This window comes from Kitasatospora sp. NPDC085895, assembly GCF_040702125.1.
GTDB classification, from domain to species: Bacteria; Actinomycetota; Actinomycetes; order Streptomycetales; family Streptomycetaceae; genus Kitasatospora; species Kitasatospora arboriphila.
In genome coordinates, this window is sequence record NZ_JBFBJY010000071.1 from 1 (window position 1) to 17867 (window position 17867).

Annotated in this window: 20 protein-coding genes and 3 pseudogenes; 7 read left to right on the forward strand and 16 right to left on the reverse strand. The window is 75.0% G+C overall.

Features of this window, described 5'->3' with window-relative positions:
• Nucleotides 1-98: 98 nt before the first annotated feature.
• Nucleotides 99-1053 (reverse strand): annotated as a pseudogene (gene pip, locus AB0442_RS32045) (prolyl aminopeptidase).
• Between the two features lie 253 nt (nt 1054-1306).
• Between pip and AB0442_RS32050 the strand changes: the two are divergent.
• A complete protein-coding gene (locus tag AB0442_RS32050) occupies nt 1307-1999 on the forward strand; it encodes a DUF1062 domain-containing protein (RefSeq protein WP_366167120.1) in 693 nt (230 codons plus the stop codon).
• Between the two features lie 112 nt (nt 2000-2111).
• Here AB0442_RS32050 and AB0442_RS32055 read toward each other — a convergent pair whose 3' ends face one another.
• The 4 genes and pseudogenes from AB0442_RS32055 to AB0442_RS32070 form a co-directional block, all read right to left on the reverse strand.
• Nucleotides 2112-2552, reverse strand: coding sequence for a hypothetical protein (locus tag AB0442_RS32055; RefSeq protein WP_366167157.1), 441 nt, complete (start codon nt 2550-2552; stop codon nt 2112-2114).
• 212 nt (nt 2553-2764) lie between these two features.
• Complete coding sequence (locus tag AB0442_RS32060; RefSeq protein WP_366167158.1) at nt 2765-3391, reverse strand: hypothetical protein; 627 nt, start codon at nt 3389-3391, stop codon at nt 2765-2767.
• Nucleotides 3392-3464: 73 nt separating this feature from the next.
• Nucleotides 3465-3785, reverse strand: a pseudogene (locus AB0442_RS32065) (hypothetical protein); the annotation flags it as partial.
• Nucleotides 3737-4339: pseudogene (locus tag AB0442_RS32070) on the reverse strand (family 43 glycosylhydrolase); the annotation flags it as partial. The pseudogenes AB0442_RS32070 and AB0442_RS32065, both read right to left, overlap by 49 nt.
• 161 nt (nt 4340-4500) lie before the next feature.
• On the opposite strand from AB0442_RS32070, the gene AB0442_RS32075 reads away from it, so the two are divergent.
• On the forward strand, nt 4501-4809 hold the full coding sequence (locus AB0442_RS32075) for a DUF1905 domain-containing protein (RefSeq protein ID WP_366167121.1): 309 nt from the start codon (nt 4501-4503) through the stop codon (nt 4807-4809).
• 583 nt (nt 4810-5392) lie between these two features.
• Here AB0442_RS32075 and AB0442_RS32080 read toward each other — a convergent pair.
• Nucleotides 5393-5977 carry a hypothetical protein gene (locus tag AB0442_RS32080; RefSeq protein WP_366167122.1) on the reverse strand — a complete coding sequence of 195 codons (585 nt, stop codon included), beginning with the start codon at nt 5975-5977 and terminating at the stop codon, nt 5393-5395.
• Between the two features lie 183 nt (nt 5978-6160).
• On the opposite strand from AB0442_RS32080, the gene AB0442_RS32085 reads away from it, so the two are divergent.
• Complete coding sequence (locus tag AB0442_RS32085) at nt 6161-6526, forward strand: PRC-barrel domain-containing protein (RefSeq protein ID WP_366167123.1); 366 nt, start codon at nt 6161-6163, stop codon at nt 6524-6526.
• 283 nt (nt 6527-6809) lie between these two features.
• Nucleotides 6810-7232: an ATP-binding protein gene (locus tag AB0442_RS32090; protein ID WP_363548632.1), complete on the forward strand. Its 423-nt coding sequence runs from the start codon at nt 6810-6812 to the stop codon at nt 7230-7232.
• Between the two features lie 14 nt (nt 7233-7246).
• On the opposite strand, the gene AB0442_RS32095 is transcribed toward AB0442_RS32090, so the two are convergent.
• Complete coding sequence (locus AB0442_RS32095) at nt 7247-7705, reverse strand: MarR family transcriptional regulator (RefSeq protein ID WP_366167124.1); 459 nt, start codon at nt 7703-7705, stop codon at nt 7247-7249.
• Nucleotides 7706-7764: 59 nt separating this feature from the next.
• On the opposite strand from AB0442_RS32095, the gene AB0442_RS32100 reads away from it, so the two are divergent.
• The gene (locus tag AB0442_RS32100) at nt 7765-8196 is read left to right on the forward strand and encodes a VOC family protein (RefSeq protein ID WP_366167125.1); all 432 of its coding nucleotides are present in this window, start codon (nt 7765-7767) and stop codon (nt 8194-8196) included.
• A gap of 162 nt (nt 8197-8358) precedes the next feature.
• On the opposite strand, the gene AB0442_RS32105 is transcribed toward AB0442_RS32100, so the two are convergent.
• From AB0442_RS32105 to AB0442_RS32130, 6 genes are all read right to left on the reverse strand, one after another.
• Nucleotides 8359-8817: a MarR family transcriptional regulator gene (locus AB0442_RS32105; RefSeq protein WP_366167126.1), complete on the reverse strand. Its 459-nt coding sequence runs from the start codon at nt 8815-8817 to the stop codon at nt 8359-8361.
• Nucleotides 8814-9326 (reverse strand): MarR family transcriptional regulator, encoded by a 513-nt coding sequence (locus AB0442_RS32110; RefSeq protein WP_366167127.1) that lies wholly within the window; start codon nt 9324-9326, stop codon nt 8814-8816. Before AB0442_RS32110 ends, AB0442_RS32105 begins: the two co-directional genes overlap by 4 nt.
• Nucleotides 9327-9416: 90 nt before the next feature.
• The gene (locus tag AB0442_RS32115) at nt 9417-9770 is read right to left on the reverse strand and encodes a MerR family transcriptional regulator (RefSeq protein WP_366167159.1); all 354 of its coding nucleotides are present in this window, start codon (nt 9768-9770) and stop codon (nt 9417-9419) included.
• A gap of 46 nt (nt 9771-9816) precedes the next feature.
• Entirely contained in the window at nt 9817-10587 is a 771-nt protein-coding gene (locus tag AB0442_RS32120; protein WP_366167128.1) for an SDR family oxidoreductase, read from the reverse strand.
• Between the two features lie 59 nt (nt 10588-10646).
• The gene (locus AB0442_RS32125; RefSeq protein ID WP_366167129.1) at nt 10647-10916 is read right to left on the reverse strand and encodes a hypothetical protein; all 270 of its coding nucleotides are present in this window, start codon (nt 10914-10916) and stop codon (nt 10647-10649) included.
• A 145-nt stretch (nt 10917-11061) separates the two neighbouring features.
• Nucleotides 11062-11817: a nucleotidyltransferase domain-containing protein gene (locus tag AB0442_RS32130; protein ID WP_366167130.1), complete on the reverse strand. Its 756-nt coding sequence runs from the start codon at nt 11815-11817 to the stop codon at nt 11062-11064.
• Between the two features lie 339 nt (nt 11818-12156).
• Here AB0442_RS32130 and AB0442_RS32135 point away from each other — a divergent pair, with 339 nt between their 5' ends.
• Nucleotides 12157-12786, forward strand: a complete 630-nt coding sequence (locus tag AB0442_RS32135; protein WP_366167131.1) for a TOPRIM nucleotidyl transferase/hydrolase domain-containing protein — start codon at nt 12157-12159, stop codon at nt 12784-12786.
• A gap of 35 nt (nt 12787-12821) precedes the next feature.
• Here the strand turns inward: AB0442_RS32135 and AB0442_RS32140 are convergent, their stop codons facing one another.
• Nucleotides 12822-13727 (reverse strand): NADP-dependent oxidoreductase, encoded by a 906-nt coding sequence (locus AB0442_RS32140; RefSeq protein ID WP_366167132.1) that lies wholly within the window; start codon nt 13725-13727, stop codon nt 12822-12824.
• Nucleotides 13728-13841: 114 nt separating this feature from the next.
• On the reverse strand, nt 13842-14906 hold the full coding sequence (locus tag AB0442_RS32145) for an alkene reductase (protein ID WP_366167133.1): 1065 nt from the start codon (nt 14904-14906) through the stop codon (nt 13842-13844).
• A gap of 217 nt (nt 14907-15123) precedes the next feature.
• On the opposite strand from AB0442_RS32145, the gene AB0442_RS32150 reads away from it, so the two are divergent.
• Nucleotides 15124-15654, forward strand: a complete 531-nt coding sequence (locus AB0442_RS32150; RefSeq protein WP_366167134.1) for a MarR family transcriptional regulator — start codon at nt 15124-15126, stop codon at nt 15652-15654.
• A 168-nt stretch (nt 15655-15822) separates the two neighbouring features.
• Here AB0442_RS32150 and AB0442_RS32155 read toward each other — a convergent pair whose 3' ends face one another.
• The gene (locus AB0442_RS32155; protein WP_366167135.1) at nt 15823-17859 is read right to left on the reverse strand and encodes a hypothetical protein; all 2037 of its coding nucleotides are present in this window, start codon (nt 17857-17859) and stop codon (nt 15823-15825) included.
• Nucleotides 17860-17867: the final 8 nt, after the last annotated feature.

Genomic DNA, 17867 nt, shown 5'->3' on the forward strand with positions numbered 1-17867 from the left:
ACTCCCCCGACGACCCGGATGGCCGTCGACCTCGTCTACGAGTCGCACTCCACCAAGGAACCCCCCACGGATTCCTGCCCACCGACCGGCCCCGGGGGTCACCGGTCCTTGAACTCCTCGATGGCCGAGCGGACGGCTCGCTGCATCGCCTCGCTCCCGGCGTGCCCGGAGTCCTCGACGATGTGGAGCCGTGCGTCCGGCCATGCCTCGGCCAGTTCCCACGCCGTCTGCACCGGACAGCCCATGTCGTGCCGTCCGTGCACGAGTACGCCGGGGATCCCGGCCAGGCGGTGGGCGTTGCGGAGCAGTTGGTCCTCCTCCAGCCACGCGCCGTTGCTGAAGTAGTGGGCGCAGATCCGCACGAAGGCGATCCGTGCGTCGACCTCCCGGTCGCTGTACATGCCGGGCACGCCGTTGGGCTGGTTCGAGACGACCGCGTCCTCCCAGGCGAGCCGGTCGGCGGCGGCCCTCGCCCGGACCGCCCGGTCCGGGTGCTCCGTCAACCGGGCGTAGGCGAGCAGATCGCTGTCCCGCTCGTCCTCGGGGACGCCGTCGCGGCCCCGGTCCCACGCCTCGGGGTGGAACCGTCCGGCGCCGCGGTACAGCCAGTCGATCTCGGTGCGGCGGCTCGTCATCACCGCCGGGACGACGATCTCGGTGACCGCTCGGGGTGTTGCTGCGCGTACGCCAGGACGAGGGTGGCGCCCCAGGAGCCGCCGTTCAGCAACCACCGGTCGATGCCGAGGTGTTCGCGCAGCCGCTCGATGTCCTCGATCAGGTGCCGCGTGGTGCTCGGGCTCATGTCCGCGGCAGGGTCACTGGCGTGCGGCGTACTGCGGCCGCAGTTGCACTGGTCGAAGCGGACGACGCGGTAGCGCTCCGGTCCCAGGCCCTCGTCGGCCGCCGCGGCGCGCCCGCTCCCGGGCCGCCGTGGACGTTCAACGCCGGCTTGCCCCGGGGGTTTCCGAGCTGTTCGTAGGAGATGCGGTTGCCGTCCCCGGTGTCGAGGAAGCCGCTGTCGTAGGGACCGGTCGGAGGATGGAGTTCAACCACGGCGGCTCATCGTAGGCGGCTGCCGCCCGGCGGGAAAACGGTTTGCCCGCGGGCCCCGACCCCGGCCATGATCGCCCACATGTACATGTAACGGCTGCCACACGGCAACGACCGACCTGTCGCGCGGTCCACCTCCGGGCCTGGCCATTCGGCCCCGAGGCGACGACTCGCGCCCTCGTGTGCATCCGTCATGTTCCAGGAGCCCCGGCCCGGCCGCGAGCGCTCCTGCCGAGTCCTGAAAGCAACCACAGCCATGAATACCGACCGCAAGGCCCTGTGGGCCGTGCGTCAGTCCGCCCTGCCCACGGTCGTGCGCCCCTGCCCGGACTGCTCCGGCACGCGGCACCGCCCCACGGGCCGGATCCGCGTCAACGCGAGCGGCAAACTCCTCGACGTCTGGCTCCTCCTGGGCTGCGCGGCCTGCGACCGGACCTCGAAGGTGCCCGTCCACGAACGCGTCCACGTCTCGTCGCTGGAGCCCGCTCGGCTGGTGGCGTACGAGAACAACGACCCGGCCGTGGTGCGGGAGCTGACGGTGAGTGCGTCGCTCGCCGCGAAGAACGCCTACCGCCTCGACTGGACGGGAACCTGGGCGCTGGAGATCCGCACGCCCCTGCACGCGCTCGACGACCCGACGCCGCTCACCGTGCGGGTCGGCTTCGAGCTGCCCGTGCCGGTGCGCGTGGAACGGCTGCTCATGCTCGGCCTCGGTGTGAGCCGCGGCGCGGTGCGGCGCCTGGTCGCGGACGGGCGGGTCCGCCTGCCGCTGGCCCTGGACGCCAAGGCGCACCGGGACTTCGAACTCACCGTCCACGCACCGGGCGCCGCCGGCGCCGCGCAACGGCCGGAGCTCCTCGGCGGTCCGGACACCGAGCGCACCGGCCCGACCCGCATCGGGCCGGCCGACCCGCACCGGTTCGCACGCCCGGTGACGGCGGGAGCGTAGCGGCGTGACGGCAGGGCCTCCCGGACCGCGCGAGGGCGCAGTCGGCCTTCGAGCCGCCGGGAGGCCCTGCCCCTGGCGGTGTCGTTGACGATTCGACGGTTCTCGTCCGGCGTCACCCTGCGGAGCAGAGGCCGTCGTTCGGGCAGAACATCGCCCACACCGCGTTGTAACCGGGCTGGACGGTCAGGCTGACCGGGTCGGGGCCGGCGTTGAGGTACGACCCGGGGTCCGGGGTGGCCGTGAAGGTGACCGTGGTGCCGACCGGGAACGAGGCGGCGCAGGTGCCGGTCGGGTTCTCCTGGCCGACGCCGTTCCACGGGTCGGCAACGGTCTGGTGGCAGTTGATGCCGGCGGGTCGGCTGGTGACGGTGCCGCCGCCCCAGCCGTCGCTGACCCAGGAGTACACCTGGCCCTGCGGGGCTGGAGCGGCGGCCCTGGCGGTGAACGGAGCGGCGGTGCCGAGCGCGGCGGCGGTCACCAGGGCGGTGGTGACCACGATCGTGCGGCGGACGGCGCGGGCCCCGAACGGCTGCAGGGCGGATCTGACGGTCATGACGGTCGCCTCCCGCGGACGGTGCGGGTTGCCCGCGGATCGTGGTGGTCCGCGGGCGCCGCGGTGGCGCCGGATCTGATGTTCATGGGCGGCTTCCTCAGTGCTCGGTTCGCACCCCCACCACTCCAGTGTCCGCGCGAACCGGCCTGCGCAACACCCCGTCCGGCGGGCCGACTTCCTGTCACCGGGAGGCCACTGAGCATGACCGGGACTCAGGCGGCGGGCAGGAACGAGCCCACAGCCGGGCATCGGCCGGCAGGTGCGAGCACAGCCGCGCCGACGGGCCCGAGGTGCAAGGACGGTGTCCGGAACCGCCGACCACGGACCGTGCTCACAGGCACGGACGGTGACGTCCGACAGGCTTCGCACAGAACGTGACGCTCCCTCATGAATTGTCCGGCGGGTCCGGACGGGGCCCGCGCCGGGGACCAGCGGGTGCGGGTGCGGTACTGCGGGTCGTGGAAGTCGGCGTGGTGGCCGCGGCCGGTCAGGTCCCGGGCCCAGAGTCCGAGGAAGGCCCCGGTGAAGCCGAGGGCGCGGCGGCCACCGGCGTCGTGTTCCTCGGCGTGTTCGTCCGGGAGGACGGTGGCGTCCAGCAGCGGGCCGAAGGACTGCCGGCCGTCGCCGTGGTCGTAGCGCAAACGCAGCTGCGGGCCGTCGAGGTCGAGGCCGAGCCGGACGGTGGTGCCGGCGGTGAGGGGCCGCTGTCCGGTCTCGTCGACGGTGGTCACGCCGCGGTCGCAGCCTGCCCGGCGCAGCCCGGTGCGGCCGGTGCGGTCGGCGGTCAGGTGCAGGAAGTACCAGTTGCGGGTGTTGTCGTAGGCGGTGATGCCTGCCAGGTGCTGGAAGCCGGTGGGGGGCGAAGTCGACGGCGGCCTCGAAGGTGCAGTGCCGGGCGGTCGCGCGGCGCGCGGCCGGGGAGGCTCCGGTGAGGCTCTGCGGGGAGCGGTCGCCGCGCAGCCGGAGGCCGCCGGGGCGTTCGGTCGCGGAGATCCAGTCGGGTGCGGCCGGGCGGTGCAGGGTGGACCACTCCGGCCCGAGCAGGGGTCTCCGGGCCGGGCGGCCGGGCCGGGCAGCCGGGCCGGGCGGCGGGTCGGCCGGCGGGTGGGGGTGCGGGGCGGGCGGGCCGGCGGTGCCGCGACCGCGGCCTCCGGGAGGCCGGTGCGGGTGCGCGGCCAGCCGTCGTCGGTCCAGTGGACGGGAGCGAGGGCGGTCTCCCGGCCGAGGATGCACGGGCCGTGCCGGCCTTCGGGCCGGGCGACCAGGTACGCGAGGTAGGTCGAGCCGTCGGGGGTGTCGACGAGGCTGCCGTGACCGGCCTTCTGCAGGGGCAGGTCGGGGTGGTCGCGGGAGGTGAGCAGCGGGCCGGCCGGGTCGGGCTCGTAGGGGCCGGCGAGCGTGCGGGAGCGGGCGACGGTGACCTGGTGGCCGTAGCCGGTGCCGTCGTCCGCGGTGATCAGGTAGTACCGGTCGCCGCGGCGGTGGAGGCTGGGGCCTTCGATCCAGCCGGCCCGGGGCGGGAGCAGGAGCGGGACCGGTTCGCCGACGAGGCGGCGTCCGGCGCGGTCGTAGCGGGTGGCCTCGAGTCCGGCGCTGCCGCCGTGGCCGGGGCTCCGGTGGACCAGGTCCCGCGAGTGGTGCAGCCGCACGCCGGGGTACCACTCGAAGGTGGGGGTGGCGAGGTGGTGGTCCTCGCCGACGCGCAGGATCGACGGGTCCGGGTGCGAGCCGGGCAGCACCGGATTGTGGATCCCCGCCGTCTCCGGCCTGCGCGTCCGCCCGTCCACCCGTGCCCTCCGCGTCCGCCGGCCGCCGGGGGCCGGCGGGCGGGAGGAACGCTACGGTCGAACACGTTCGCGGACAACGGCGGTCTCCGCCGTGTCCTCCCTGTCGGAGGCTGCCGCTACGCTGCGGACCGCAGACTTCCCGTCAGGAACGGACCCGCTCCATGGACCTCGTCTTCGCCGGCCGCGTCATCGAGTGGCGCGGGCCCTCGCCGTTCTACTTCGTGCCCGTGCCGGAGGAGCAGTCCGCCGACGTCCGCGAGGTCGCCGCGCAGGCCACCTACGGCTGGGGCGTCGTCCCCGTCGACGCCCGGATCGGCGGCGTCGCGTTCGCCACCTCGCTCTTCCCGAAGGACGGCGGCTACCTGCTCCCGCTCAAGGCCGCCGTGCACACGTCGGGGGCCCTCTCCGCCGGGGACGAGGTGAGCGTCGAGATGACCGTCCGCCTCGACCGCCGCACGGCCCGGCCGTAGCCCGGCGCAGCCCGGTCGGGACCGGCCGGGATCGGCGACGGAGCAGCCGGCGGCGGGTCAGCCGGTGAAGGGGAAGCTCGGCAGGCTCCGGCAGGCGGCTTCGGGCGGCGTGCCCGGACGGGGCGGCGCGGGGGCGCCCGTTCCGGTCACGTGGAGCCCGGTCAGCACCGCGGCGGTGACGGCCAGGACGGGCAGCAGGTACCACCGGGCTGCGCGGCAGCGGGGAGAGCACCGCGCCGAGCAGCAGCAGGACGACGAACACGACGGCCCACACGGAGCGGGTGGCCGCGGCCGTCCGGGGGTCGGGTTCGTGGTCCTGGGTGAGGCACCGGTACCAGGTCTCCGTCACCCGACCGGCGCCGTGGAGGACGCCCCCGGTGGCGAGCACGAAGGCCGCGAGGACCCACGGCGCCGCCCAGCCGCAGCCGCTGGCCGGCCGACGGGCCTTCACCGCTTCCGTGCCACCCCCGAGTTCGCCCTGTGGTTCGCGACGCGCCCGGCGCGTCCGCGGTTCCGGACCGGACGGCCGGGGCACCGCGCCCCCGTACCGGCCGGCGCCGGTACGGGGGCGCGCGCCCGCGGATCAGCCCGTGGCGCCCCAGCTGTGCGCCACGTCGATCACCAGCCGGCCGTCGAGCTGGAGGACGCGGTACGGCAGCCGCGCCCGGACGCCGAGCCCGATCTGCGTCTCACCCGCGTGCGAGCCGCCGCCCCGGGCCTCGACGAAGGTGGGGTAGCCCGTGAAGTCGAGCCCGGGCAGCTTCTCCCCCGTGCGCAGCGGGTAGGTCGTGTTCCAGTCGGCGTCGGTGGTGTGCGCGCCGATGACGATGTTCAGGACCTTGCCACCGGCGACCGGGATCAGCCGGTCGTCGGTGGTGGTGCCGATCGGCGAGTCCCGGTAGTCGATCCGGTACGCCACCGGGTCGGCGGGCGACGAACCGGGCACGTCCACGACCATGCGGTCGAAGCAGGGGTGCGTGCCCGTCCTGATGCCGGTCATGTACCGGTAGGCGTCCGTCCCGGCCCGACCGGCCTTGTCGAGGCTGCCCCAGCCCGAGTCGCACTGCACGGCGGCCGTCGCCGTCCCCGTCGCGGCGGCGGCCGGCATCACCGCCGATCCGAGTCCCACCAGCGCGAGTGCCACCGGCAGTGCCGTCCAACGTCGCATGTTCCGTTCCCCGTTCGATGAGTCGGTCGTGTACCCCTACAGACGCCTCGGACCCCGCCCGGGGTGTCACGGCGCCGCGAAGTCAGGACGTGTGGCGGGCCGCTTCCGGGGCAGCCGGTCCGTCGGGGGACGCGCCGGGGCGGGAACGGCCCGCCCGGCACCCGCGACACGAAGGAGGGCGCGATGAGCGACATCGTGATCTGGGACTTCCGCACGACGTCCGGCCACGTCGCCGGGAGCGACCTGGTCGGCTTCCACGTCGAGGCCACCGACGGACCCATCGGCAAGGTCGACGAGCTGTCCGAGCGGACGGACTCCCAGTACCTGGTCGTCGACACCGGGCCGTGGATCTTCGGCAAGCACGTGCTGCTCCCGGCGGGCACCGTGGTGCGCGTCGAGCAGGAGGAGAAGAAGGTCTACCTCGACCGCACCAAGGACGAGATCAAGAACAGCCCCGAGTACGACCCGGACCGGCACGACCCGGCGGACGACGACTACCGGGAGGCGTACTCCGCCTACTACGGCACCTACTACGGCGGTCCGGTCTGACCGGACCCGTCCGACCGGACCCGCAGCGGGCCGGGCCACCGCGCACGTCGGCGGCGGCCCGGCCCGCGTGCGTGCGGACGGCGCACCCGGGCGGCGGCGGTGTCCGGGCCGTCCGCCGGCCGGCGTCAGGGGCGGAGCAGCCGTCGAGTTCCCGGAGCTCGCTGTCGGCCTCGTCGAGGCGCGGGTTGTTCAGCCGTGCGGTCCGGCGCGGGCGCGGGGGGGTGTGCGGCGGGGAAAGCGGGGCAGCCGGGCCACAGGAAGAGGCCACGAGGGGAGGCCCGAGATGGACCACCGTGACAACGCGCTGAGGGCGATGGGCTGGGCACGCACCCTGCCCGTGTCGAGCGGCGTCCGGGCCGGCCGTGCCTGGGCGCGCCGTCACCTCGACGCGCTCGGCTGGACGGTGCACGCACCCGAGACCGCCGATGCCGTCGTGCTCACCGTGTCGGAGCTCATCACCAACGCCCACATCCACGCCCGCAGCGACGCCGATCTCGTCCTCACCTGGGACGGCTCCTGCCTCTACGTCAGCGTCCACGACGACTCGCCGCAGCTCCCGCGCCCGCGCGAGGCCGGGCCCGAGGCCACCTCCGGCCGCGGCATGCGCCTGGTCGACGCCCTCGCCGACGAATGGCAGAGCCGCCCCGACGCCCGGGGCAAGACCGTCACCGCCTGCTTCCACCCACCCGGCCGCCCCGGCCACTGAGCCCTGCCGGGGCGTCAGTCCTGCGGAGTACCGGGGTCTCCGTCGAAGAGCCGCCTGAGCAGGCCGTGGAGTCGGGTGCGCTCGGCGGCGGAGAGCGGGGCGAGGAGTTCCGCCTGGACGGCCTCGGCCTCGGCCTGCAGTTCGCGCAGGGCCGTCCGTCCGGGGTCGGTGACGGTGACCCGGATGCGGCGGCGGTCGGCGGGGTCGCGGGAGCGGTCCACCCAGCCGGCCGCGGCGAGTTCGTCGACGACCTTGGCGATGTCGCTGGGGTCGACGGACAGCCGCACCGAAAGGTCGCGCTGTGCGTGCGGGCCGAAGTCGGCGAGCGCCGCGAGCACGGCCAGGTGCCACAGCCGCAGTCCGCGGCGGGCGAGCCGCTCGGCGAGTCGGGTCCGGGCGGCCTTGCCGGTGCGGGACAGCAGGTAGGTGCTGAGGTCCAGCAGGCTCGGCGGGACGGCGGTGGGCTCGTTCACGACCCAATTCTAGGTCAGGACCTATAGTGGGTGTAGACCCACTATTTCGAGGAGCCTTCGTGGACGCGCTGCACCCCCGCCTGCTGGTCGACCGGTTCGCCGAGACCTTCCGCTTCTACCGGGCGGTCCTGCCCGAGCTCGCCGGCGCCGAACTGGCCCGGGGGAACGCCGAAGGCCCCTACGCCAGTTGGGACGTGGCCGGGCAGGGGGTGCTGGCCCTGTTCGACCGTGCCGCACTGGCCGCCGCACTCGGCACCGACCCCTCCGGCACCGGACCGGCCCTCGGCGGCGGCAGCGACGGCGGTGACGGCGGCGGTGGCGTGATGTTCGTGTGCCGGGTCGGCGACGTCGACGCCGGGTACGCCCTCTGCCTGCGGCACGGCGCCGAGCCGGTCGCCGCCCCCACCGACCGCCCGCAGTGGGGTCCGGGCCTGCGCACCGCCCACCTCCGCGACCCCGAGGGCACCCTCGTCGAGCTGCAGTCCTACTGACCCGCCCGGCCACGGCCGGGCCCGGCCCGCCACCGCCCACCCGCGCAGGCAACGGCGCAGCCCGGCGAGAGCCCCGAAACGCTCCCGATGCCCGTCCGGGCGGAACGGTGACGCCCGATCAGCTCGACACGGCAGGTACGGCAGGTACGGCGGGCCACGGGCTCAGGCCGTGAGCGCGGCCAGCTCCGCGTTGGCGCGCTCGGCGACCAGGGCGAGCACGCGGCCGGCGGCGGCCAGGTCGTCGGCGGGGATGTCGCCCCAGATGCGGGCGGTGATCGGGGCGGTCTCCGCCCCGACGGCGGCGAGCAGTGCGCGGCCGGCCTCCGTGGGGCGGAGGTGCTCGCCGTCCCGGACGAGCAACTGTCCGACCAGCAGGTCGTCGAGCGCGGCGCGAACGACGGCCGGGTCGGCCTTGAGCGAGGCCGCCACCTGGGCGAGGAGCCCGTCGGCCGTCGGCGGCTCCTCGGCGGTGACGGCGGCGCGCAGGGCGACCTGCTGCTCGAAGGTGCAGCCGTGCCGGGCCAGGACGTTCTCCAGGACTCCGCGGGCGGCGTAGTGGGCCAGGCCGAGGGCGCGGGCGTCGGCCTGGGGCGCGGGCGTGGTGGTGGCGTCGGTGGTCATGGTGTTTCCCCCTGGGAGTTCTCGGTGTTCCGGGAGTTCTCGGTGTTCGGTGCGGACGGAGCGAGGGGCGTGTCGAGCAGGAGCACCAGCTCGTCCGTGAACGCGCTGGTGCGCGGGGCGTCGAGGCCGCCGAGCGGTTCCAGCAACTGCCGGTGCAGGTCCTGGACCACCGCGACGGCCTGCCGGGTGACGGCTTCGCCCTGCTCGGTGAGGCGGAGCTGCACGGCACGCGGGTCGCGGGGGTCACGGGTGCGCTCGACGTGCCCGGCCGACTCCAGGGCGCGCGCCAGTTTCGAGACGTACAGGGCTTCCAGGCCGGTGTGGTCGGCGAGTCTGCGCTGACTGGGCCGCTCGCCGGCGCGCTGCATGCCGTACAGCGACGCGACCAGCGAGTACTGCGCGTGGGTGAGGCCCAGCGGGGCCACTGCGCGGTCGACCGCGACGCGCCACTTGTTGGCGAGCCGCCAGACCAGGAAGCCGGGTGTGGGACCGGGTGAACCCTTGCTCATACCTGAAAGAGTACATGGATATTATGTCCATGGCTACTGTTTTGCCGGACCGCGCGGCGAGGGGCGGACCCGAGGACACGACTCCACCGGTCAGCTGCCGGTCGCGAGCCGGAGAGCATGTGCCAGCCGGTCGCGGACGGCGGTCTGGGCGGCGATCCGCTCGTCGAGGACGGCCAGCCGGGCCCGGGCGATCCGTAGGCCCCCGTCCGAGGGCGCGGTCGCACCGAGGTCGCCGTCCAGGCAGGGCAGGAACACCCGGACGTCGTCGAGGGTCAGCCCGGCGGCCAGCAGCAGCCGGATGTTGCGGACCCGGACCACCGACCCCGGGCCGAAACGGCGGTAGCCGTTGGACGCCCGCTCCGAGGTGATCAGCCCGGCCTGCTCGTAGTGCCGCAGCGACCGGACGCTCGCCCCGGTCTCCGCCGCCAGTTCACCGATCTTCACTCCCACCGCCCCCTGCCCCGCCCTGCGCCGCCCGCGGGCGATCCTGTCACGCCACCAGCGCGCCGCCGTCCACCGGAAGCACCACGCCGGTGACGAACGAGGCCCCGGCCGAGGCGAGCCGGGTGATCGCCCAGGCCACCTCCCCCGGCTCGCCGACCCTCGCCAGCGGGGTGTGCGCCAGCTGCCACGCACGGACGGCGGCCCGGCGTTCCGGGGTCAGCCCCTGGTGCTCGCCGATCGGCGTGTCGACGGCGCCGGGCGCGACCGCCACCACCCGCACCCCGCGCGGCGCCAGCTCCACCGCCCAACTGCGGGTGAGCGTCTCCAGCGCCGCCTTGGTCGCGGCGTAGACCGAGCTGCCGGGCCAGGCCCGCTGCCCCACCGCCGTACTGATGTTGACGACCACTCCGCGGGCCCGCTCCAGCAGCGGCAGCGCCTCCTGGGTGAGCAGGACGGGAGCGACCAGATTGACGGCGAGCTGGTCCGCGACCGCGTCCGGACGGATCGAACCGAGGGCGCCGCTGCGGACGATGCCGGCGTTGTTGACCAGGACGTCGAGGCGGCCGTGACGTTCCCTCACCTCCCGGACGATCCGCTCGGCAGCACCCTCCGCCGTGATGTCGGCCACGAGCGGGGTGATGCCCGGGAACCCGTCGGCGGTCTCCGCCAGCGGCCCGGTCCGGCGGCCGATCGCGACCACGTGGGCGCCCTCGGCGGCGAAGGCCCTGGCGGTGGCCCGGCCGATACCGGTGCCGGCTCCGGTGACGGCGACGATGCGGGGAGGTCGCTGCGATGCGCTGGTGTCCATGCCAGCCATCCTGCGACCCTGCCACCGGTGTCAGGGTCAAGCGGCCGTCGACTTCCGCGGATCCCCGGTCACTCGGGCGGTCGGGACAGCCGCTCCACCATCGCGAGGACGTCGACCGGCCGGGTGACGACCTCGTCCCGCGTCAGGGCCTCGGCCGCGGACGCCACTTCGTCCGCCGTCGCCGAAAGGTCGCCGGCCTCGTCCGCGAGGACCACCCAGTCGCCGACCTCCATCGACCGCCCGCACCGCTCGATGAGCTCCAGAAGCCTCTGGTAGCGGTCGGCGAGCTGCCGCGCCGCAGGGGTGAGGTCGATCGCCCGGCCGTCATCGCTGGTCATACCGGCCACAGTAGGCCCTCCCCTGCGGATCCTCTCGGGCAGCGCGCGGCGCAGGCGCGGCTTCACGGCTCCTGACAGCGTGTCCGGCACACCGGGTTCGGGCGGCCGGGGCGAAGCGATCCGCCCCGGTGACTCGGCCCGGGTGCTACGGGCGGTGGTTGGCGAGCACCTCGTCGATGGCCTGCCCGAGGAATGCGCGTGCGAGGTACGACCGCCGCTCGATCCACCCGGCTGTGGCGGGAGCCGGCCGGCCGTGGCGGCGCCGTCCGATGTCGTGCACCAGCTCGGCGGGGGCGCCGAGGCCGGTCAGGACGGCGAGCGCCTCGGACTTGGTGATGAGGCGGCCGCTGCCGAGGGTCGTCGCCGCCCGGGCCGGGGTGAGCAGGCCGAGGTCGACCCAGATGTCCCGGCGCCACCGGTCGGGGTGGTCGAGGGCGGGACGCCGGTAGGTCCTCAGGTCGTCGGCGACGAAGTCGGCGAGTTGCCGGTCGGTGACCCGGGGCGCGAGGTCCGTCGGCGGGGGTCCGTGCAGGACCGTCCCGAACCGGTGCAGTTCGCAGCGGGTCACTGCCGTGACCGGGCGGTGCATCAACTCCCCGTGGGCCCAGGTGAGGTGCGGCGCCGCATGGTCGTCCCAGCCGTCGGCCGCGACGTAGCTGCAGTGCAGCTCGGCCGCCGAGGGGAACTCGGCGGCCAGCGCCTCGTGGATCCGGACGAGGTGCGCCTGCTGCTGCGGGGTGCAGGGCTGCTCCAGCACGGCGATCAGGTCGAGGTCGCTGCGGCCCGGTCGGTGGTCGCCCGCGGCGAGCGAGCCGTGCGCCCAGACGGAGACCAGCGAGGGCATCGGCCGGAGCAGGCCCACGAAACGGTCGAGGAGGTGCCGGGCCGCGTCGTCTGCCATGCGGGCATCCTCCCCCGTCCGGGCTCCGCGGGGTGGCGGCACGGCACGGACGACTGCGAGGCCGCCGGCGCACGGGGCCGGGGCCCGGGGTGACCGACGATCGCGTCTTCGGGCCGCGTACCGGCATGACACGGCCCGACCGCCAGGGGGGAGGGCGGCCGGGCCGGGTACGGGGGAGGCGGACCGGCGGACCGGGCCTCCTCACACCCACGACGATAGGACCGACGACCGGACTCGGCGGGGAGGCGCGCCCGAAACCCGACCCACCGAAAATCCGGACCGGCCGGCCGACCGGAAAATCCGGTGCGGTGCCTGCCCGGGCAGGAGCAGGATCGTCCCATGGCGGACATGCGGGCGTTCCGGGATGCGGTCACCGACTGGGCGGCGGGCGGTCCCGGCGGCCCGGCGGGCGAACTGGCCGTGCGGTCGGGCGTGCGGACCGCGGTGCTGGTGGAAGGGCCGAGCGACGGTGCGGCCGTGGAGACGCTGGCCGCCCGCCACGGCCGGGACCTGTCCGCCGAGGGCGTGTGCGTCATCCCCATGGGCGGCGCGATGAACGTGGGCCGCTACGCCGGCCTCCTCGGGCCGCCCGGTCTGGGCCTGCGCCTCGCCGGGCTGTGCGACGTGGGCGAGCAGCGGTTCTACGACCGCGGCCTCGACCGGGCCGGTGCGCCGCGCCGCGGGTTCTTCACCTGTACGGCGGACCTGGAGGACGAGCTCGTCCGTGCGCTGGGCGTAGCACGGGTCGAGGAGATCGTCCGGGCCGAGGGCGACCTCCCGGCCTGGCGGACCTTCGTGCGCCAGCCCGCCCAGCACGGGCGGCTCCCGCACCAGCAGATGCGGCGCTTCCTCGGCACGAAGAAGGGCCGGAAGATCCGCTACGGCCACCTCCTGGTCGAAGCCCTCGACCTCGACCACGTACCGGCGCCCCTGCACGGCCTCCTGGCGCACCTGCGGTCGGACCACTGAACGACTGAACCACTGACCGGCACCGGCCCGCGGGGTCAGGGCATCAGGAGGGCCTTGCCCCGGTTGCGGTGGGCCTCCAGGTCGGTGTGGGCGCGGGCCGCCTCCGCCAGCGGGTAGGTGCGCCAGATCGGCACGGCGAGCTTCCCGGCTGCGGTCAGGCGCACCAGTTCCGGCAGCGGTTCGCCGGCCCCGTCCGAGGTGCCTGCGCTGAAGCGGACGCCGTGCTCGGCGGCGGACAGGTCGGCGATGGTGATGACCCTGCCCGCGTCCCCGGTCAGGGCGACGGAGTCGGCCAGCACGCCCGCGCCGGAGGCGTCGAACACGAAGTCGACGCCCTGCGGGGCCGCGGCCCTCACCCGCTCCGCCCAGCCCTCGCCGTAGCGGACCGCGGTGGCGCCCAGGGCGGTGACGCGTTCCAGGTCGCGTTCGGCCGCGGTGCCGACGACGGTGATGCCGCGCGCGGCGGCCAGTTGCACCGCGATGATCCCGACGCTGCCGGCGGCGCCGTGGACGAGCAGGGTCCGCCCCTCCTGCACGCCGAGCTGCTCCAGCACCCGGTGCGCCGTCCGGCCGACGGTGACCAGCGAGGCGGCAACCTCCCAGGACAGGGCTTCGGGCTTGGCCACCGGCCGCTCCAGCAGCGCGTACTCGCCGTAGCTGCCGCCCACGGTGGCGCCGAGGACCTCGTCGCCCTCGGTGGCGGTGGCGCCCTCGCCGACGGCGTCGACGACACCGGCCGCGTCCAGTCCGGGCACCACCGGGAAGTCGGCGGGCGCCTTGGCGGCCAGCAGACCGGACCGGATCTTCAGGTCGAGCGGGTTGACCGAGGCGGCCCGGACCCGGATCCGGACCTGGCCGGGCCCGGGCTCCGGCGGGGTGACCTCCGTCAGCCGCAGCACCTCGGGTGCGCCGTACTCGGAGAAGGTGATCGCTGTGGACATCGGGAACTCCCGTGGAGTGGTGGGGGGGGACGGAGGGGGTCGCCGCCCGCCCGCGGTGCGGCGGACGGGGGCGGGTCGGAGCATGGGTCAGCGGGCGCAGCAGGTGCAGAGGGGTCAGAGGGTGGGGTAGTCGGTGTAGCCGCGGTGGTCGCCGCCGTAGAAGGTGGCCGGGTCCGGGGTGTTGAACGGGCCGCCGGCGGCGAGGCGGGCCGGCAGGTCGGGGTTCGCCAGGAACAGCGCCCCGTAAGCGATCATGTCCGCGGTGCCGTCCTCGACCAGCTCCAGCGCGGCCGGGCCGGTGGCCTCGGGGTGGGTGAACGGGTTGAGGACGAACGTGCCGGGCCAGGTCTTGCGCAGGCGCACGGTCAGGTCGCGGTCCGGGCCCTCCAGCAGGTGCAGGTAGGCCAGGTCCAGTCCGGCGAGCCGCTCCAGCAGCACCTCGTAGACCTCGCGCGGGTCGTCCTCGGCGATGCCGTTGTACGGGTTGCCGGGCGAGAGCCGCAGGCCCACCCGGTCGCCGCCGATCGCTGCCGCGACGGCGGTGACGACCTCGACGGCGAAGCGGGTCCGGCCTTCGGCGTCGCCGCCCCAGCCGTCGGTACGCAGGTTGGTGTTCGGCGCGAGGAACTGGTGGACGAGGTAGCCGTTGGCGCCGTGGATCTCCACCCCGTCGAAGCCCGCGTCGATCGCGTTCCGGGCCGCGGCGGCGAAGTCGGCGATCGTCCGGTGGATCTCCGCCTCGGTCAGCTCCTTCGGGGTCACGAAGTCCTGCGGGCCCTCGTGGGTGAACACCTGTCCGGGGGCGGGGACCGCCGACGGGGCGACCGGCACCAGGCCGTCGGGCAGCAGGGCGGGGTGCCCGATCCGGCCGGTGTGCATCAGCTGGGCGAAGATCACGCCGCCCTCGCGGTGCACCGCGTCGGTCACCCGCCGCCAGGCCTGCACCTGCCCGGCCGTGTGCAGCCCGGGAGTGTCGGGGTATCCCTGCCCGACCGGCGACGGCTGGATCCCCTCGGTGACGATCAGCCCGGCGCCGGCCCGCTGCGCGTAGTACGTCGCCATCAGCTCGGTCGGCTCCGCGCCCGGCCCGTACGCGCGGCTGCGGGTCATCGGCGCCATCACGAGCCGGCTGGCGAGGCGGCGGCCGCCCAGGACGATCGGATCGAAAGCGGTGGTCATGGTCTCTCTCTTCTTCCTTGCGGTCGGTGGCGGGCGGTGGCCCGGACACCCTCACCGTAGCAGTTACCTGCTCGAACAAGTAAATACCGCGGAGCATTCCCATGCCGGCCATCATGGGCATCCAGCAGGGGAATCGAGACAGGGAGGTGGTACCGATCCACGGGATCCGGCGCCCAGCGGGTAGCATTGACTGTCCGCCCAGGAAAGTGAGGAAGAGATGGCAGAGCCCGCCCCGCAGGCCGGCAGGGAACCCACCAGGACGGCACAGGAGGCCAGCGTCCCGGTGCCGGCCGCGGCGGGCGGCGGGCCGATCAGCCACGCGATCTTCCGCCTCGCCCGGCTCCACCGCATGTTCGCCGGTCAGCTGCTGCGCCGGATCGGCCTCCACCCCGGCCAGGAACTGGTGATGATGCACCTGTGGGAGCTGGGCCCGCAGCGCCAGACCGACCTGGTACGCCTCCTCGACTCCGACGCCGCCACCATGACCCGTACCATCCAGCGACTCGAACAGGCCGGCTTCGTCCGCCGCCGCCCCTCCCCCACCGACAAGCGGGCGTCGCTCATCGAACCCACCGCGGCCAGCCACGCCCTGCGCCGCGAGGTCGAGGAGGCGTGGAGCCGGCTGGAGGACCTCGTGGCGGCCGGCCTGACCGACGACGAACGCGCCGCGGCCCTGCACACCCTGGAACGCCTTGAGCAGAACCTCCTCCGAGCCGCCGACGACCCGCCCGGCGCCCCGCCGGAGTGACCGCAGCGACCCGCCGGGCGACCGGGCAGGTCAGTGGCGTCGGGCCGTGACCGCGAGGGCCTACGAACCGTCTTCAAAGAGCGCTCGGCTGGTCGGTTCAGGGGCGCGGGGGGGCACCTGTGTGGCATCCGTACGCCTTCGAAGAAACGTCCTGTCCGGACAACACACCTAGGCGGTCACCGAGAGCCCGAGGACTCCTCGGTCGTGGCCGACGAGGACCTCGACACCGGTGCCGGACCCGGCCGCGGCCAGGCAGGTGACCGCCACGTCCAGCTGGATGCGCCGGACGGTGCCGGTCTCCGGCTCCCACAGGCGCAGGCTCCGCCCCTGCCCGCTGCCGGTGAGGACGAGGCCGGGCCGACCGGGGAGTGCGAGGGCGGTCAGGGCCGTCAGCGGGGAGCCGCCGGTGTCCGGGGGCAGGCCGTCGCCGACCGGGAGGCCGGTCGCCGGGTCCCAGAGCACGACAGCGCCGTTGCGGTCCCCGGTGGCCAGCAGGGTACGACCGTGCACGGGCACCGCCGCGACCACGGTCACGCGGTGGCGGAGGTCGCCGCGCACCCGCTCGTCCGGCGGCACCGCCGCGCCGCGGTCCCAGGGATCGTCGACGGTCGGATCCCACAGGTGGACGTCGCCCTGGGCGTCCGCGGCCGCGATCAGCGTGTGGTCGGCGGCGATCGGGACGGCGGCGATCGAAGTGATCCGGCGACCCCGGGGGTTGAGACGTCCGAGGGGGTCACCCGTCAGCGGATCGCGCAGCCGTACCGCGCCCCGGTCGGTCGCCGTGACGAGGAGCGTCCGGCCGTCCGGCAGGGACGCGGCGCACATTCCGATCACCGCCCCTAGCCAGTTGCCGACCGGTTCCCGGACCGACTGCCCGGTGGCCGCGTTCCGGACGCCGACCGTACCGGCGTCCCCGCCGCTCACCAGGAGGACGTCACCGTCGGGCAGCGGAAGGACCGTCAGCGAGCGGACGGGATCCGGGTGACCGGGCAGCGGGCCGTGGCGCAGCCGGCCGTCGGCCGGGTCCCAGAGGCAGAGCACGCCGCTGTCCCCGCCGCCGGCGACCAACGTGGGCAGGCCGGGCCGCACCACGACCGCCAGGGCCTTGACGCCGGCGCGCGTGCCGGGCTCGGGGGAGGCGAACGCCTCGACGCGGCCGCGGAGTGTGCCGTCGGACGCGAGCAGCCGATCCCCGTCGCGCCGGAGTCCGGTTCGTCCGGCGGCCTCGGCCCCAGCCCCGCCCCCGCCCTCGTCCTCGGTGGGTGGCCATGCCTGGCGGCCGTGGTTCTGCGGGCGTGCCCCGTCGGGATGCGGCGCCAGGCAGTCGGCGGTCGTCCAGGTCTGCTCGCAGTCGGGGCAGCGGACGTAACCGGTCAGCAGCATCAGCGTCCTGGCCCATCGGGCTCCGGCCCACCCCGGCGTGCCCTTGACCGCGACCATGGCGGCGACCAGGCACAGCACGTCCGGCCCCGGTGTTCCGCGCGGCACGCCGGCGGCGGCGACCGTACCCGCCGCCCGCAGGAAGGGCTCCCATCCCTCGCCCAGCGCGTCCTCCCGCAGGACGGCGGCGACCTCGCCCCAGGGGTGCTCGCCCTCGCGGACCAGGTCGGGGCCGGGCCGCTCACGGTCCGGGCCCGGCCGCGCCGGGGCCTCGAAGGGCGGCCGCACCGGGTCCACGAGGAACTCGGGGAACTCGGTGTCGGTCTCGCAGTCGGGGCAGACCAGCACGAGGCAGGGCTCCTCGGGGTCGAGGAACCTCCACAGCACCTCGGCGGTGTGATGGCCGGCCAGGGCGACGCAGGCCAGCGCCAGTTCGGCGCAGCCCGCCGCGGGGGTGCCGGCCGCGAGGAAGCCGCGTACGGCTGCCCGTTCGGCCTCGCGGAGCGCGGCGTCGAAGCCCGGCCGGAGGTCCGCCGGGACGGGGGGACGGGCGGCCGCGGTGACCATCAGGCCCAGGTCCGTCCAGAGGTCCGTGAACCGCTCGGGCGGCAACTCCGCTGCTGCGGCCACCACATGCGGCAGTGCCGCGTAGGCGCCGTCCAGGACGACGTCCTCGCGCATCAGGCTGTCGGTCAGGCCCTGCCAGGCCTTCCGCCACCCGTCACCGGGGGTGCCGATCGCGTCCACGACCTGCCGCACGTCCTCGGCGGTCACCCCGTCGAGCTCACGCCAACGGGGGCTGTTCAGGGGCAGCTTCGCACGCATGGGACGAG

What these genes read in the sequence shown, in the direction of transcription:
- AB0442_RS32050 (WP_366167120.1), top strand. Translation starts at nt 1,307, where the DNA reads ATGAATACCGACCGCAAGGCCCTGTGGGCCGTGCGTCAGTCCGCCCTG.
- AB0442_RS32055 (WP_366167157.1), bottom strand. Translation starts at nt 2,552, where the DNA reads ATGACCGTCAGATCCGCCCTGCAGCCGTTCGGGGCCCGCGCCGTCCGC.
- AB0442_RS32075 (WP_366167121.1), top strand. Translation starts at nt 4,501, where the DNA reads ATGGACCTCGTCTTCGCCGGCCGCGTCATCGAGTGGCGCGGGCCCTCG.
- AB0442_RS32080 (WP_366167122.1), bottom strand. Translation starts at nt 5,977, where the DNA reads ATGCGACGTTGGACGGCACTGCCGGTGGCACTCGCGCTGGTGGGACTC.
- AB0442_RS32085 (WP_366167123.1), top strand. Translation starts at nt 6,161, where the DNA reads ATGAGCGACATCGTGATCTGGGACTTCCGCACGACGTCCGGCCACGTC.
- AB0442_RS32090 (WP_363548632.1), top strand. Translation starts at nt 6,810, where the DNA reads ATGGACCACCGTGACAACGCGCTGAGGGCGATGGGCTGGGCACGCACC.
- AB0442_RS32105 (WP_366167126.1), bottom strand. Translation starts at nt 8,817, where the DNA reads ATGACCACCGACGCCACCACCACGCCCGCGCCCCAGGCCGACGCCCGC.
- AB0442_RS32110 (WP_366167127.1), bottom strand. Translation starts at nt 9,326, where the DNA reads ATGAGCAAGGGTTCACCCGGTCCCACACCCGGCTTCCTGGTCTGGCGG.
- AB0442_RS32120 (WP_366167128.1), bottom strand. Translation starts at nt 10,587, where the DNA reads ATGGCTGGCATGGACACCAGCGCATCGCAGCGACCTCCCCGCATCGTC.
- AB0442_RS32125 (WP_366167129.1), bottom strand. Translation starts at nt 10,916, where the DNA reads ATGACCAGCGATGACGGCCGGGCGATCGACCTCACCCCTGCGGCGCGG.
- AB0442_RS32130 (WP_366167130.1), bottom strand. Translation starts at nt 11,817, where the DNA reads ATGGCAGACGACGCGGCCCGGCACCTCCTCGACCGTTTCGTGGGCCTG.
- AB0442_RS32135 (WP_366167131.1), top strand. Translation starts at nt 12,157, where the DNA reads ATGGCGGACATGCGGGCGTTCCGGGATGCGGTCACCGACTGGGCGGCG.
- AB0442_RS32140 (WP_366167132.1), bottom strand. Translation starts at nt 13,727, where the DNA reads ATGTCCACAGCGATCACCTTCTCCGAGTACGGCGCACCCGAGGTGCTG.
- AB0442_RS32145 (WP_366167133.1), bottom strand. Translation starts at nt 14,906, where the DNA reads ATGACCACCGCTTTCGATCCGATCGTCCTGGGCGGCCGCCGCCTCGCC.
- AB0442_RS32150 (WP_366167134.1), top strand. Translation starts at nt 15,124, where the DNA reads ATGGCAGAGCCCGCCCCGCAGGCCGGCAGGGAACCCACCAGGACGGCA.
- AB0442_RS32155 (WP_366167135.1), bottom strand. Translation starts at nt 17,859, where the DNA reads ATGCGTGCGAAGCTGCCCCTGAACAGCCCCCGTTGGCGTGAGCTCGAC.